This window comes from Lentzea indica (assembly GCF_012184385.1).
GTDB classification, from domain to species: domain Bacteria; phylum Actinomycetota; class Actinomycetes; order Mycobacteriales; family Pseudonocardiaceae; genus Lentzea; species Lentzea indica.
The window spans coordinates 17672-32121 of record NZ_VSRL01000020.1; the positions used below are offsets into that span (position 1 = coordinate 17672).

General features: G+C 66.8%; 12 protein-coding genes. 3 read left to right on the top strand and 9 right to left on the bottom strand.

Annotated features, from left to right (window positions below):
• Window positions 1-3 precede the first annotated feature (3 nt).
• The 8 genes from FXN61_RS08230 to FXN61_RS08265 all read right to left on the bottom strand — a co-directional run bounded on the left by FXN61_RS08230 (window position 4) and on the right by FXN61_RS08265 (window position 9996).
• A complete protein-coding gene (locus tag FXN61_RS08230; RefSeq protein ID WP_188134817.1) occupies window positions 4-1620 on the bottom strand; it encodes an alpha/beta hydrolase in 1617 nt (538 codons plus the stop codon).
• A 62-nt stretch (window positions 1621-1682) separates the two neighbouring features.
• Window positions 1683-2654 (bottom strand): L-histidine N(alpha)-methyltransferase, encoded by a 972-nt coding sequence (gene egtD, locus FXN61_RS08235; protein WP_167971828.1) that lies wholly within the window; start codon window positions 2652-2654, stop codon window positions 1683-1685.
• Complete coding sequence (gene egtC, locus FXN61_RS08240) at window positions 2651-3376, bottom strand: ergothioneine biosynthesis protein EgtC (RefSeq protein WP_167971830.1); 726 nt, start codon at window positions 3374-3376, stop codon at window positions 2651-2653. Before egtC ends, egtD begins: the two co-directional genes overlap by 4 nt.
• Window positions 3377-3379: 3 nt before the next feature.
• A complete protein-coding gene (gene egtB / locus FXN61_RS08245; protein ID WP_167971832.1) occupies window positions 3380-4669 on the bottom strand; it encodes an ergothioneine biosynthesis protein EgtB in 1290 nt (429 codons plus the stop codon).
• Window positions 4666-5865, bottom strand: coding sequence for a glutamate-cysteine ligase family protein (locus FXN61_RS08250; protein ID WP_167971834.1), 1200 nt, complete (start codon window positions 5863-5865; stop codon window positions 4666-4668). The genes egtB and FXN61_RS08250 overlap by 4 nt, the downstream gene beginning before the upstream one ends.
• A gap of 138 nt (window positions 5866-6003) precedes the next feature.
• Window positions 6004-6570 (bottom strand): YbhB/YbcL family Raf kinase inhibitor-like protein, encoded by a 567-nt coding sequence (locus FXN61_RS08255; RefSeq protein ID WP_167971837.1) that lies wholly within the window; start codon window positions 6568-6570, stop codon window positions 6004-6006.
• Between the two features lie 159 nt (window positions 6571-6729).
• The gene (locus FXN61_RS08260) at window positions 6730-9606 is read right to left on the bottom strand and encodes a PQQ-dependent sugar dehydrogenase (RefSeq protein ID WP_246291015.1); all 2877 of its coding nucleotides are present in this window, start codon (window positions 9604-9606) and stop codon (window positions 6730-6732) included.
• 237 nt (window positions 9607-9843) lie between these two features.
• Window positions 9844-9996, bottom strand: a complete 153-nt coding sequence (locus FXN61_RS08265; protein ID WP_167971839.1) for a hypothetical protein — start codon at window positions 9994-9996, stop codon at window positions 9844-9846.
• Window positions 9997-10149: 153 nt separating this feature from the next.
• On the opposite strand from FXN61_RS08265, the gene FXN61_RS08270 reads away from it, so the two are divergent.
• Entirely contained in the window at window positions 10150-10743 is a 594-nt protein-coding gene (locus FXN61_RS08270; RefSeq protein ID WP_167971841.1) for a TetR/AcrR family transcriptional regulator, read from the top strand.
• A gap of 31 nt (window positions 10744-10774) precedes the next feature.
• The gene (locus tag FXN61_RS08275) at window positions 10775-12064 is read left to right on the top strand and encodes a cytochrome P450 (RefSeq protein ID WP_167971843.1); all 1290 of its coding nucleotides are present in this window, start codon (window positions 10775-10777) and stop codon (window positions 12062-12064) included.
• Window positions 12065-12227: 163 nt separating this feature from the next.
• On the opposite strand, the gene FXN61_RS08280 is transcribed toward FXN61_RS08275, so the two are convergent.
• On the bottom strand, window positions 12228-13697 hold the full coding sequence (locus FXN61_RS08280) for a peptide MFS transporter (protein ID WP_167971845.1): 1470 nt from the start codon (window positions 13695-13697) through the stop codon (window positions 12228-12230).
• A gap of 149 nt (window positions 13698-13846) precedes the next feature.
• On the opposite strand from FXN61_RS08280, the gene FXN61_RS08285 reads away from it, so the two are divergent.
• Window positions 13847-14410, top strand: coding sequence for a TIGR03086 family metal-binding protein (locus FXN61_RS08285; RefSeq protein ID WP_167971848.1), 564 nt, complete (start codon window positions 13847-13849; stop codon window positions 14408-14410).
• The last annotated feature ends 40 nt before the right edge of the window (window positions 14411-14450 follow it).

A 14450-nucleotide genomic window follows, 5' to 3' on the forward strand; every position in this document is an offset into this window, starting at 1 on the left:
GAATCAGGCGAACGGCTGTGTGTTCGGCTGGAACACCGAGCCGTGCACGGGTGCGGTGAGGTCGACCAGGTACCTCGTCACCGCCGCGTCGGCACCGGCCGAGTCACCGAGAATGCAGTGACCGAACGCGTCGACGCTGATCAGGCGCGCGTTGCCCAGTTCCTTGGCCATGCGCTGCGAGAACAGGTACTGCGTCGCCGGGTCGTAGTAGTTGCCCACTACGACGATCGGGTTCTTCGTGTTGCGGTTCCACGGACCGATCCAGCGATCCGGGTTGCGCGTCGGCCACGTCGGACAGGTCATCAGGTCGGACGCGGCCTGATAACGACCGAACGTCGGCGATTCCTTCTCCCACCTGTTGGCCGTCTGCTCCCAGAAGCGGTTCGTGCGGGCGAACGGCTTGTCCGTGCAGTTCACCGCGTAGTACGAGTCGTCCGCGGTGTACGGGGTGTCCGGCAGCGCTCGCACGTCCGCCCGGCCGGCCAGGTTGTTCAGCACCGGAACGTCCACAACGGACTGAACGCCCAGAGCGGCCGACGAGTTCTGAGCCGACGGGTTCTGTGCGGCGTGGATCGACTGCAGCCACGCCGTCAGGCCCTTGAACGTCGACGGGCTGTACAGGTTGCTCGCCGTGCGGCCGACGAGCTGGGTCAGCGTGACCTGGGTGCCGTCCGGCAACGTCGTCGGGCCCTTGCGCAGCGACTGGCGGATGTTGTCGAACTTCTTGCGTGCGTCACCCGCGAACGCGCACTTCGCCACGCCGACCGTGTCGCAACGCCTCAACATCGCGTCCAAAGCGATCTCGAAGCCGCGAGCCCGCTCGCGGTCGTACTGTGCGCCGTTGGTCAGACGCAGGTGCGGGTCGACGTTGCCGTCGAGGACCAGTGCGCGCGACCGGTGCGGGAAGATGTTCGCGTAGGTCGCGCCCAGCAGCGTGCCGTACGAGAAACCGACGTAGGTGAGCTGCCTGTCGCCGACGGCCTCACGCATGACGTCGAGGTCGCGTGCCACGGCCTCGGTCGACATGTGGTTCAGCAGCGGACCTGCGTTGATCTTGCAGTAGTCGGTGTAGGCCTTGGACTGCCGCAGGGAGCTCGCGATCTCGTCCTTGGTGATCGGCAGCGCGAACCAGCCGACGTTCACCGCGTCGGCCTCTTCCTGGGTCCGGAAGCAGCGCAGCGGCGCGCTACGGCCGACACCGCGCGGGTCGAAGCCGATGAGGTCGAACTTCTCGAGGATCTCCGGGGTGAAGAAGGCAGAGCCGTACGCGCTGTAGATCAGACCGGCGCCACCGGGGCCGCCGGGGTTGATGAACAGAGAGCCGATCTTCTTCGCCGGGTCGCCGGCGGGGCGCTTCATCATGATGACGCCCGTCGAGTCACCGCGCGGCCGCGAGTGGTCGACGGGCACTTCCTGAACGGCACAGCTGACCTTGGTGCGTTCGGCGGCGGGAATCTCAGCGAGCACGTCCGCCGCGCAAGGCCCCCAGGCTGCGGGTCTGACGGCCGCGGCCTCGGTCTGGGCAGACGCTGTGCCCGGACCGGAAACGATCGTGCCGAGCGCGAGCGCACTGATCAGCGCCACGCGCACGGCACGCACTAGTGCAGGAGTTGACGTCATCGACGAAGCCCACCACCGATGGCCGCGCCGCGTGTACCGCCTAACGTCGGGTTGTGTCCCGGTTACACCGCTTGGGCTAGCGAGACCGCGAACCTGCTCTCCGTGTCGGTCCACCAGCGGTGCAACGAGAACCCGCCGTCTTCCAGCTCCTGCCGCACGCCTTCCTCGCGGAACTTGGCCGACACCTCGGTGCGCAGCTCCTCACCTTCGTGGAACTCCACGGTGAGGCCGAGCTCTGCGAGCGTCACTCGCATGTCTCGTTTGGCGCGCAAGCGCATCTCGATCCATTCCTGCTCGGCGTTCCACAACGCCACGTGCTCGAACGCGTCGACATCGAAGTCTCCGCCGACCTCGCGGTTCAGCACGTTCAGCACGTTCCGGTTGAACGCCGCCGTCACGCCCTGCGCGTCGTCGTACGCGCGCACCAAAGTCTTGGGGTCCTTCACCAGGTCCGTGCCGAGCAACAGCCACTCCCCCGGATCCAGCACGTCGCGGACCGTGCGGAGGAACTTCTCCCGCTCCTCAGGGATCAGGTTGCCGATCGTGCCGCCCAGGAACGCCACCACGCGCGGCGACTCACCGGGGAGCAACGAGAGGTGCTGGGTGAAGTCGCCGACCACACCGTGCACCCGCAGGCCGGGGTAGTCCGCCATGATCGTGTGCGCGGCCTCGGTGAGCGCCGAGACCGACACGTCCTGAGGCACGAACTCCTGCAACGTCCCGTGCTCGCGAAGCGCGCTCAGCAGCAACCGGGTCTTCTCCGACGACCCGGAACCCAGCTCCACCAGCGAATGCGCCTCGGTCGTCGCCGCGATCTCGCTCGCCCTGCCTGCGAGCACCTCGCGTTCGGCGCGCGTCGGGTAGTACTCGGGCAACCTCGTGATGTCCTCGAACAACGCGCTGCCTGCCGCGTCGTAGAACCACTTCGGCGAAACCCACTTCGGGTCCGCGGTCAGCCCGGCGCGCACATCAGCACGGAGCGCGTGTGCCGCGTCCTCCGGTTTGAGATGAACGTCCAGCACCGGCTCGGTCATACGGGTCGAACCTCCACAGTGGATGGAACGGCGGTGACCACGTGCCGGTCGGGGATCTCCCACCAGTCCGGGTCGTCGTCAAGCGGTTCGGACGCGAGCGTCACGCTCTGTCCCTTTTCCAACACCCACAGGGCGTGTGTCCACGTTGTCCCCACGAGCACTTTTCCGTTGGTCAGCAAGAAGTTCAGGCGCGACTTCGGTGCCGCGTCCGTGACCTCCCGCACGAGTTCAACAAGCGTTTGGGCCGGGTTCTTCCCGGTTTCCAGTCTTCGTCTCAGCACCGTCCACAGCAGCGCGGAGTCCGTCGGCGCGTCCATGGTCAGCAGATCCGTCACGTCCAGCGTCTTCGCGAGCCCCTCCACCGTGTACGGCCAGCCGTCGACGCGTCCGTTGTGACTGAACAGCCACTTGTCGTCGGCGAACGGCGCACAGGCCGCGTCGGCGACGGGCATGCCGGCCGTGGCGCTCCTGACCGCTGCCAGGAACGCCGTCGCCTCCGTGCTCGCCAGTTCACGCAGGTTCGCGTCGCTCCACAACGTGCCGGCGCGCCGGTATCGCACCGGACCGGGGAACCAGCCGACGCCGTAGCCGTCGACGTTCACCGTTCCCCCGGCCCGCATGTCCCCCGGTGCGTACGACTGGCGCTCCAGGGAGTGCGGTGCGTCGTAGAGCAGCCTGGCCAGGGGCAGGGCAGGGCCGAGGTAAGCCAGATGGCGGCACATCTCTCAGGCGTCCCTGGCGCAGCGGAAGCCCGCGAAGATCTGCCTTCTGATCGGGTAGTCCCAGTTGCGGAACGTCGACCGGATCGCGGACTTGTCGGTACCGAACGAGCCGCCGCGCAGCACCTTGTAGTCCGGCCCGAAGAACACCTTCGAGTACTCGGGGTACGGGAAGACCTCGAAGCCCGGATAGCCGTGGAAGTCCGTCGAAGTCCACTCCCAGACGTCACCGATCAGCTGGTGCACGCCCGCGGGCGAGGCACCCTTGGGGTAGGCACCGACTGGCGCCGGGCGCAGGTGGCGCTGGCCGAGGTTGGCGTGGATCTCGGCGGGATCCTCGTCGCCCCACGGATAACGCCTGGTCGTCCCGGTTTCGGGGTCGTAGCGAGCGGCCTTCTCCCACTCCTGCTCCGTCGGCAGGCGCTTGCCGGCCCACGTCGCGTAGGCCTGAGCCTCGTGGAAGCACACGTGCACAACGGGTTCGTCCGGCACGACCGGCTCCGTGACGCCGAACGCGGTGCGGGTGAACGTGGTGCCCTCACGGTGCCAGAACCGGGGTGCGCTGAGCTTGGCGGTCGTCCTGTGCTGCCAGCCCTCTTCTGTCCACAAGCGACGGTCGTCGTAGCCACCGGCCGCGATGAACTCGGCGAACTCGGCGTTCGTGACCGGCGTCGTGTCGATGAAGAACGAGTCGACGTGGACGGTGTGCGCGGGACGTTCGTTGTCGAGCGCCCACGGTTCGTCCGACGTGCCCATTTCGAACGGTCCGCCCGGAATGAACGCTTCCGTTGCGGCCACGAGGTTTCCGGTGGGCGGCGGCGGTGCGTGCAGCACCGGTTCGCCGACGCGCAGCTGGTGCGTGGCGAGCATCGTCTCGTCGTGCTGCTGCTCGTGCTGGACGATCATGCCGAACGCGAAGGCGTTCTCGACGAGCTTGCGGCCCTCCAGCGGGACCTTCTCCAGCACGTCGAACACCTTGCCGCGCACGTCACCGACGTACTGCCGCGCCTCGCGCGGGTTGAGCAGCGGTAACTCGGGCCGCACGCTCCTGGAGAACTTGAACGCGTCGTAGTACTCGTCGATGTCGCTCCGGACCGGTTCACGACCGCCGACGTCGCGAACGAGCCAGAGCTCCTCCTGGTTGCCGATGTGCGCCAGGTCCCAGACCAGCGGCGACATCAGCTTCGAGTGCTGCCGGACGAGGTCGTGCTCGTCGACGGCATCGGTCAAGGCGGTGGAACGCGCGCGCGAGCGCAACAGTTCCTCCGCCACCTGCTCGCGGAGTTCTTCTGTCACAGCTTCCCCTCAAGCTCCCGGCTGATGGTGCTGATCTGGTCGTATGAGAGACCGGTGCGGTGCAACGACTCGATGCCCAGCGCGACAACGTCTTTCGCGGCTCTGGCAATGCGTTCGTCCGCCATCCCGTGCCGCGCGGCGACGAGCCACCGCCCGGCGGCCCGTTCCGTCGCCGCCAGCACACCGTCCACAACGGACGGGTCGCTGAACAGCGCGACGAGCAGCGCACTCGGCGCGATCCACCCGCCAGGCGCGGGCGTGTCGAGGTATCTGATCTCGATGTACCCGCGCGGCCGCACCGGCGGGAACATCGTCGTCATGTGGTAGTCCAGGTCGTCGCTCGTCGGGCTGCGGTCGAGCGCCCCGTCGATCCACTCGGCGAACGTCAGCTCGCGCGGCGGAATCCAACTCGCACTCGGTCCCCGCACGACGATCACCGGAGTGTCGACGACACGTTTCGCGTAGGCCTGTGCCGGATCGGCGCACACAGCGCTTGGCCTGGTGCGCACGGGATCCGTGCCGTAGAGCGTCCGCATGCGAGCCGACGCCCAGTCCTCGTGCATGCCGCCGATGCTCGGCGAGTTCGCGAACAACGCGATGAGCACCGGCCCGAGTTGGTGCACGGCGGCCCATCTGTCCTTCAGGTGCTTCTCCTCGCCGAAGTCGAGGCAGACCTGCAGGCCCGCGGTGTTGCACATCATCGCGATGCCGTCGTCGCCGAGCCGGTTGAACGCGTGCTCCATGGCGGCGTACCGAGGCACCTGCAGCATGCGCGCAGGGCTGCGATGCTGGTCAGCGCCTCTGTCACCGAGCACGAGACCGTGGTCCGCCAGCATGGCGGTGAGGTGGGAGATGTCTTCGGCGACCGTCTGGAAGAGGTCCGGGAGGCTGGTGCAGGGAGGAGTCGAGATCTCGACCTGCCCGCCCGGTTCGACGGTCAACGGGGTGCCGCTCGGTAGCGGCCTCTGGGGGCTGTCCGGAACGAGGGTGGGTGGCGCGTGCTCGCCGAGAGCCGCGGCCAGCCTGTGCTTGTCGAGCTTCTGAGCCGGGTCATCCGCGTGGTGAACGGTCCATTCGAGCTCCACGCCGAACAACCTCGGAGGTCCGTGTTTGAAGCAGACCGAGGCGACGTACGCCTCGGCCTCGGCGCGGTCCGCGAACCTCGCGGGCGCCGGCTGGTTACGCAACGCTGTCACGCTGCCACACTCCCCGTGATCGAATGGCGCACTCGACGCTACACGCGGGGTCTGACAGTTGCAGCCCTCAAATCCTTACGGATCAAGTGAAGTGCCCGTGTGCACGCGTGCACACGGGCACATTTCCGCTACGTAGAGCTAGGGCTTCGCGGTGGAGAACCCGGCCAGCTTGGCCTGCCCGACAGCAGCCTTCTTCGCCGCGGCCTCCACGTCGGCAACCTTGGAGTTCTTGTTGATCCCCGGCAGGTTCTTCACCTTCACCGCGTAAAGAGTGAACTCGTACTTGTGCTTGGAGCGCGGGCACGGGCCGAAGAACTGCTCGTTCACCGACGCGTTGCCCATGGCGCGCTGATGGGCGCCTTTGAGCTCGGGTTCGACGAGGTCGTAGCCCTTCTTCAGACCCTCAGGCAGGCCCGTCGCACTGGCTGGGACGTCCCAGGCCGCCCAGTGCTTGCCGCCGTTCGAGGTGTCGATGAACACAAGGGCGTACGACTGGGCCGCGACGTCGCCGCCGGTCCAGGCCAGAGGCGGGGAGATGTCGTTGCCGGCCTTGTGGTCGAAGGCGCACGAGTACTTGTCGGGAATGTTGCCGTTGTTCTTGTACGCCGTGCTCGTCAGCGCCAGTGGAGCCGGGGCGGCGACGGCCGGCGCCGCTATCGCCATTCCCACGAAGAACGAGAGCGCGACCATTGCGAATTTACGCACGAAAGAACCTCCAGGTAATGGGCGGCGGAGGTTTCTGACAAGCCCATCGGACCACACACGAGTGACCGGTGCAACACGGTGAGTGAGTGCGAAAATTCGGTCCGGAGCAAGGGTGGTTGCGGCCGCCATGACGACCGCAACCACCCTCACGACCTCGGTTTACGAGCTGGCGTTCGAACGTCCGCGCAACACCGTGTTGGCGGTGGACGCGTTCTTGATGGCCGTCTCGATCTGAGCCATCGTCGACGAAGAAGTGATTCCGGGAACCGTGGCGGTGTTCAACGCGTACAACGTGAACGTGTACGGGTTGGTGGAGCCACCGGGACACGGTCCGAAGAACTTCTGCGAATTCGCACCGGACCCCATCGCCTTCTGCTTCGCCGAACCCTGGCCGGGCACGTTGAAGCCGGCGCCGAGATTCTCCGGCAACGAACGGGAAGCAGCCGGAACGTCCCAGATCGCCCAGTGCAGCTTGTTGCCGTTGTTCACGCGGTCGGCGAACACGATCGCGTAGGCCTGCGCCCCGGAGGACTCGGTCCACGCGAACGGCGGCGACGGGTCCTGGCCCGGCGAGCCGTCACCGGCGCACGTGTACTTGGCCGGGATCATCGCGTTGTCCGCGAAGGCCGAGGACGTCAGCGCGAACCCGCCGCCACCGCCGCCCTCGTACACGATGTCGACGTGCAGGATGCGGTCGTTGTTCGCCGACCCGTCCTTGTCCGCCGACGTGGTCAGCCAGATGTCGCCTTCCTTGTCGACCTCGACCGTGCGCAGCCGGCCGTAGGTGCCCTGGAAGTAGATCTGCTGGTCGACGAGGTTGGCGGACGAGTCGATCCGCATCCGGTAAACCCGTGCGCCGCGCGTGGTCGCCACGAACACGTGGTCGTTGATGATCGTCAGACCGGACGGCGACGCGGCCGACACCGACCAGGTCTTCTTCGGCGGGATGGTGCCGGAGCAGGAACCGGACGTGCCCTCACAGCCTGGCCAGCCGTAGTTGCCGCCCTTGGTGATCAGGTTGACCTCGTCCTGCGACGAGTTGCCGAACTCCGAGGCCCACAGGCGGCCCTGCGAGTCGAAGTCGAGGCCCTGGACGTTGCGGTGGCCGTAGCTCCAGATCGCCTTGCCGGGGAACGGGTTGTCGGCGGGAATGGAGCCGTCGGGGTTGATCCGCAGGATCTTGCCCGCGTTGTTGTTCATGTTCTGCGCGTTGGAGCCGTTCTGCGCGTCACCGGTGGAGATGAACAGGTGACGGCCATCGGGGCTGAAGCGCAGGCGGCCGCCGTTGTGGAACCGGTTCTTCGGCACGCCGTCGAGCAACGTGGTCCATCCGGACAGCTGCGCGCCGTCGAACTGCGCCCTGACCAGCCGGTTTCCGCCGGAATAGGTGTGGTAGACGTAGATGAACCGGTCGGACGCCCAGTTCGGCGAGATCTCGATGCCCATGGCACCGCCCTCACCGCCGGTACCGACAGCGCCGGGCACCTTGCCGACGACGGTCTTGCTGCCCGACTCGGTCACGCGCAGGACGTTGAACGTCTCGCGCTCGGTCACGAGCGCCGACCCGTCCGGCAGGAACGCGACGCCCCACGCCACGTCGACGCCGCCGACGATCTGGTTGACGGTGCCGGGGTTCGGCACGCCCTTCGGCCCACCGGCGGTCGGCGTCACGGTGATCTCGTTGGAGAACTGGGACTCGTTGCCGACCCTGTCCTTCGCACTGACCTTGACCTTGTACGCCTGGTCCTTGGTCAGGCCGGCGATGGTCGCGGTGGTGGTGTTGCCGTCGGCGCTCTGCTTGCGGGTGCCGTCGACGTAGATCTCGTACGACGTCACCGCGACGTTGTCGGTCGAGGGATTCCACGCGATCGACGCGCTCGTCTCGGTCGTGCCGGTGGAGCGCAGGTTCGACGGCGTCGTCGGCGGTTCGGTGTCCGGCGGGGCGGGCTTCGTGCGGCCGGGCACGTTGTTCGAGGCCTGCGAGACGTTGCCCGCGCGGTCCTTCGCGAACACGGTCCAGTCGTACTCGGTGTCGGGCTGCAGACCGGTCGCGGTCGCCTCCAGCACGTTGCCGACGCTCGTGACGAGCTGGCCGTGCTGGTAGATGTCATAGCCGGTGACACCGACGTTGTCCGTGGCCGCTTCCCACTTCAGCGACACGGAGTTGTGCGTCGAGCTGACGAACTGCAGGTTCTTCGGCGGCGTCGGCGCCTCGGTGTCCGGCGGGCCGACCAGGACGGCGGTCAGCTTGTCCGCGTTCGGGCCACCGTTCGCGGTCGTCGCGGTCGCGCGGATCTTGTTCAGACCCGCCTTCAGCGTCACCTTCGCGGTGCGCGTCTGCCACGTCGTCCACGCACCGGTGCCGGGGAACGAGACGGTCTGCGCGGAAGCACCGTCGACGGTCACCGAAACGGGGCGGTCGGCCGTCGTTCCGTTGGCGTAGCGGAACGTGAGGTCGTGCTCGCCACCAGCCTCCGCGTTGATCGTGTACTCGATGTAGGAGCCGGCCACGTTGTTGTAGTTGACGAAGCCCGTGCCGGAGAAGCCCGCGTGGTTCGACTCCACGACGCCCTGCGAGATCGTCGCGTTCTCCGCTTCCTGCTCGAGAGCGGGAAGGTTGCCGATCTCGTCGAGTTCGACGTAGTCGAGGTTCGGACCGCCCGTGGCACCGGTGGCCGTCAGCCTGATCGTGTTCGAGCCCGCGTTCAGGTTCACGGTGTTCTCGACGGACGTCCACGTCGTCCACGCGCCCGTGCCCGCGAAGGCGCGCTCGTCGACCGCGAGGCCGCCGTTGACGTTCACGTCGACCGGCCGGTTGTCCGCGGTTCCGTTGGCGTAGCGGAAGACCAGCTTCGCCTGACCCGCCTTCGACGCGTTCACGGTGAACTCGACCGCGCTTCCCGCGACGTTGTCGAAGTTGACGAAACCGGTGCCGGAGAATCCCGCGTGGTTCGACTCGACCACGCCCTGCGTGATCGTCGCGCTCTCCGCTTCGTACCTGACCGGCGCCGCGAGGGCCGATTCCGGTACCGACATCACTGCGATGGCTGTTGTACAGGCAACACCCATCGTGCCGAGCGCGCGTAACGCCCGGCTTCTGTTCGGTGCCACTGTTGTGCCTCCCACAAGACGGGTAGGGGGGATCACTCAGAGCGGCGGCGGGTTCAGCTATTGGATAGAAACTTTCCTAACTGTCGCGCAGATCACACCATCGCGTGACATCCGGAGTCAACCCCCTCCGAGAACTGCGGGAAAGCGCTTACCCGCAGCCCGTTACCGATCCCGGTTCTCCGCCAGAGCGGCGATGAGATCGGAGACCGTGCGACTGAGCAGCAGATCGACCACGTGGACGCCTGTGGACTCACGCCGCTGCCACCCGAGACGCTCGGCGAGCGTCGACAGCTTGGTGAACTCCTGGGTCTCCATGGCGGTGGAGGATATTGGTGGCGCCGCGCGCGTTCGCGCAGGCCCGCCCAATGATCCACACGAAAGGATCACGAGCGAAGATCACACGGACGGACGTGTCCAATCCGTACGTACGGATTGGATTTCCCGCCCTCCCCCTGCGACCATTCACGGGTGCCCAGGGTCAGTCAGGACCACCTAGACGCCCGCCGCCGTCAGATTCTCGACGGCGCGCGTTCCTGTTTCGCGCGCCACGGCTACGAGGGTGCCACGGTACGCCGCCTGGAAGAGGCGACGGGACTCTCCCGCGGTGCGATCTTCCACCACTTCCGCGACAAGGAGTCGCTGTTCCTCGCGCTCGCGGAGGACGACGCCCTGCGAATGGCCGACGTCGTCGCGGAACAGGGCCTCGTCCAGGTCATGCGCGACCTTCTCGACGAACCGGAGAAAAGGGACGAGGAGCACGCCGCCGACTGGCTCGGCACGCGTCTCGAGGTGTCCCGCCGGCTGCGCACGGACCCCGACTTCCGGGCGAGGTGGGCCGAGCGGAGCGAACAGCTGACGGCCGCCACGAGGCAACGTCTCATCCGGCAGCGCGAAGCCGGCAACCTGCGCGACGACGTCGACGTGAGCGTCCTGACGAGCTTCCTGGAGCTCGTGCTGGAGGGCCTGGTGTCGCACCTCGCGATGGGGCTCCCGGCCGACGACATGGAACCCGTTCTCGATCTGGTGGAAGAAACCGTGCGGCGACACCGTCGCAACTCTTGAAGGTTCTTCACTTACCACGCAATGTGGAGGCATGCCGTCCACGCTGAAGACCACCGCTCAGTTCTTCGCGCTGCGCACGCTCGTTCGCGGCTACGCGCTGCTTGGTGACCCGTACGCGGGCGTCATCGCCTCGCCGCCGGACCGCGACCCGTACCCGATGTACGAGAAGGTGCGCGCGAAGGGCGACATGGTGCGCAGCCGGATGGGCGCGTACGTCACGCCGTCGCGCGAGATCTGCGACTCGGTGTTGCGGGACAACAGGTTCATCACCGCGACCTTCGACGAGGCGTCGATGGTGCCGATCACGCTGATCAAGGACGGCGAGAAGATCGTCAACCCGGTGCAGGACTCGTTCCTGATGATGAACCCGCCCAACCACACCAGGTTGCGCAAGCTCGTGCAGCCGTTCTTCACGCCCAGGGCGCTGAAGGACCGCACCGAGTCGATCCAGAAGATCGTGACCCAGTACCTCGACCGGCTGGACGGCCGGTTCGACGTCGTGAGCGAGTTCGCCTCGCAGGTGCCGATCCAGGTCATCGCGGACCTGCTGGGCGTGCCGGACGACCACAAGGAAACCTTTGCGCGCTGGGGCAGTGCGCTCGCGGAGACGCTCGACGGCGTGTGGTCGCACAAGCAGCTCAAGAACCTGCACGCCACGATCATCGAGTACAACGACTTCATCGACGGCCTGATGGACGAACGCCGCCGCAACCCGCAGGACGACATCGTCAGTCACCTGGTGACGCAGCACGACGACCTCAGCCGTGAGGATCTCGTTGCCACCACTGGGTTGTTGTTGTTCGCCGGGTTCGAGACGACGGTGAACCTGATCAGCAACGGTGTGCTGAAGGCCTTCGAGAACCCGCACACCGTCGCGCCGCTCGCGCAGAGCCCCGAGTACGCCGAGGGGTTCGTGGAAGAGGTGCTGCGGCTCGACCCGCCCGTGCAGTACACGATCCGGTGGCCGAAGGAACGCCTTGAGCTGGCGGGAGTGTCGCTCCCGAAGGGAATGCCGGTCATGCTCATGCTGGCGGCGGCGAACCGCGACCCGCGGGTGTTCTCCGACCCGCTGAAGTTCGACCCGACGCGGTCCAACGCGCGCGAGCACCTCGCGTTCAGCGCGGGCATCCACTACTGCATCGGCGCGGGGCTGAGCCGCATCGAGGGCGCGGTCGCGTTGCACGAGTTGTTCAAGCGCTTCCCGAACCTCGCGCCGGACGGCCCGGTGGCGCGGCGGAGGTCGAAGCTCATCCGCGGCGCGTTGCGACTTCCGGTTCGGGCGAACGAAACCAAACGGTCACTGGCGGTGAAGAACAGCTGACATGGCGCGAAATCCGTCGCAGCACGTGCTCGACTTCACCCGGCTGGAGCAATGTTCGTGCCCCAATGACACATCTGCGTAGTGCATTCTTGAAGGCGAGAGGGAGACCCGCCGCACCGCCGCCGCGACGGGCCTCCCTCTCGCCTTGTGTCAGCGTGCCCCTCTACTCGACTCCGGCCATCAGCTTCCGGATCGCGGGTGCAGCGACGGCCAGCGCGGCACCGAGGACGATCGCCGCGCCGCCCAGCGTGAAGAAGTACGCCGACGGGCTCGTCGTGTAGAACTTCACGAGCTGCGCGGCCACGCCGGTACCGGCCGAGACCGCGAGGAACCACAGGCTCATCGTCTGCGATGCGAACGCCTTCGGCGCCAGCTTCGTCGTCACCGACAGGCCGACCGGCGACAGCATGAGCTCACCGCAGGTCATGATCAGGAACATCAGCACGAGCCAGAGCGGCGTCACCTTGCCGTCGGCCGCCGAGTTGCTCGCGAAGTACATGAGCACGAACGACAGACCGACCAGCACGAGCGCGCCGGCGAACTTGCGCGGCGTGCCCGGTGCGCGGTCGGCGAGCTTCAGCCACAGCCACGCGAAGACCGGCGCGAGCACGATGATCATGATCGGGTTGATCGACTGGAACCAGGCGACCGGGAACGCCCAGCCGAACACGTGGTTGTCGACGTGCGAGTCGGCGAACTCCGCGATGACCGACGCGCTCTGCTCGAAGATCAGCCAGAACATCGCCGCCGCGATGAACAGCGGGATGTACGCGAGGACGCGCGGCTTCTCCTCCGGCAACGTCTTCTTGCTGCGGTACATCACGGTGAAGTACGTGATCGGCAGCACGATCGACATGATGCTGATCATCAGGATGACGCCCTCGACGCCACCGAGCAGGTACGAGACGACGCCCAGCGCGCCGATCGCGACCACGATGCCACCGATGAGGCCGTAGATGCGGCCCTTCTCCTGCACGGGCAACGGGTTCGGCGCCACGGCGGCCGAGCCGCGCAGGTTCTTGCGGCCGATGCGGTACTGGATCAGGCCGAGCGCCATGCCGACCGCGGCGACGGCGAAACCGGCGTGGAAGCCGATGCCGTCCGCGAGCGCACCCGTGATCAGCGGCGAGACGAAGCCGCCGATGTTGATCGCCATGTAGAAGATCGTGAAGCCGGCGTCACGACGTGCGTCGTGCTGCTCGTAGAGGCCGCCGACGACGGTGGAGATGTTCGGCTTGAGGAGGCCGGTGCCGATGACGATGAAGATCAGGCCGAGGTACACGCCCGCGATGCCGATGGGCAGCGCCAGCGCGATGTGGCCGCACATGATCAGCACGCCGCCGTAGAACGTGGCGCGCTGGCCGCCCCAGACGCGGTCGGCGAGCCATCCGCCCGCGACACCGGACATGTAGACCGCGGTGCCGTAGATGGCGACGACGGACAGCGCGAGCGCCTTGTCGATGCCGAGGCCACCCTCGGACACGGCTGTCCACAGGTAGAGGCCGAGGATGGCCTTCATCCCGTAGAACGAGAACCGTTCCCAGAGTTCGGTGAAGAAGAGCGTGGAAAGGCCTCGGGGGTGACCGAAGAAACCTTTGTCCTGCTCGGAGATGCTGGCGCTAGGGGCGCTCACGTCCGTCGTCCTCTCGTGTCAACGTTGTCACGGCGGATCCGGTGCACATTACGCCGAACGCTCGTACTGTTTGAAATCGGGGTTGCGTCCGAGTGGCCCAACTCTCATGCCGGGGTGCGCGATCGAGCGGGATTTGATGCACTGCTGGGATGGACTTGATCCAGGCGCACGGTGTGGCGATGACGGAGTTCGACCGGCGGGTGCGGAAGATCGCACCGGACCAGTGGGCGCTCGGCACTCCCTGCCGGGAGTGGTCGGTCAGAGACCTCGTCGGTCACCTCGTCTACGAACAGCTCTGGGCCCCCGAGCTGCTCGCGGGATGCACGGTCGAGCAGGTCGGCGACCGGTTCGACCACGACAACCTCGGCGACGACCCGCTGGTGTCCTGGGTGGTCGCGGCCGCGGCGGCGCGCGAGGCGTGGCTGGAGCCGTCCGCGTTGTCGAAACCCGTGAGCGTGTCGTCCGGGACGATCGACGCCGAGGAGTACTGCTGGCAGATGACCACGGACCTCGCCGTGCACGCGTGGGATCTGGCGCGCTCGATCGGCGCGGACGAGCGGATCGATCCTGAGCTCGCCTCGACCGTTCTGCGGTACGTCGAACGCAGCATCGACGAGTGGAGTGAAAGTCCGCTGTTCGACACCCCGGTACCGGTTGCCGCGGACGCGGACGACCAAACACGGCTGATAGGACTTCTGGGACGTAAGCCTTAGCGCCTTGACACCCATGACTTGAGTTGCGCAGAGTGATGCC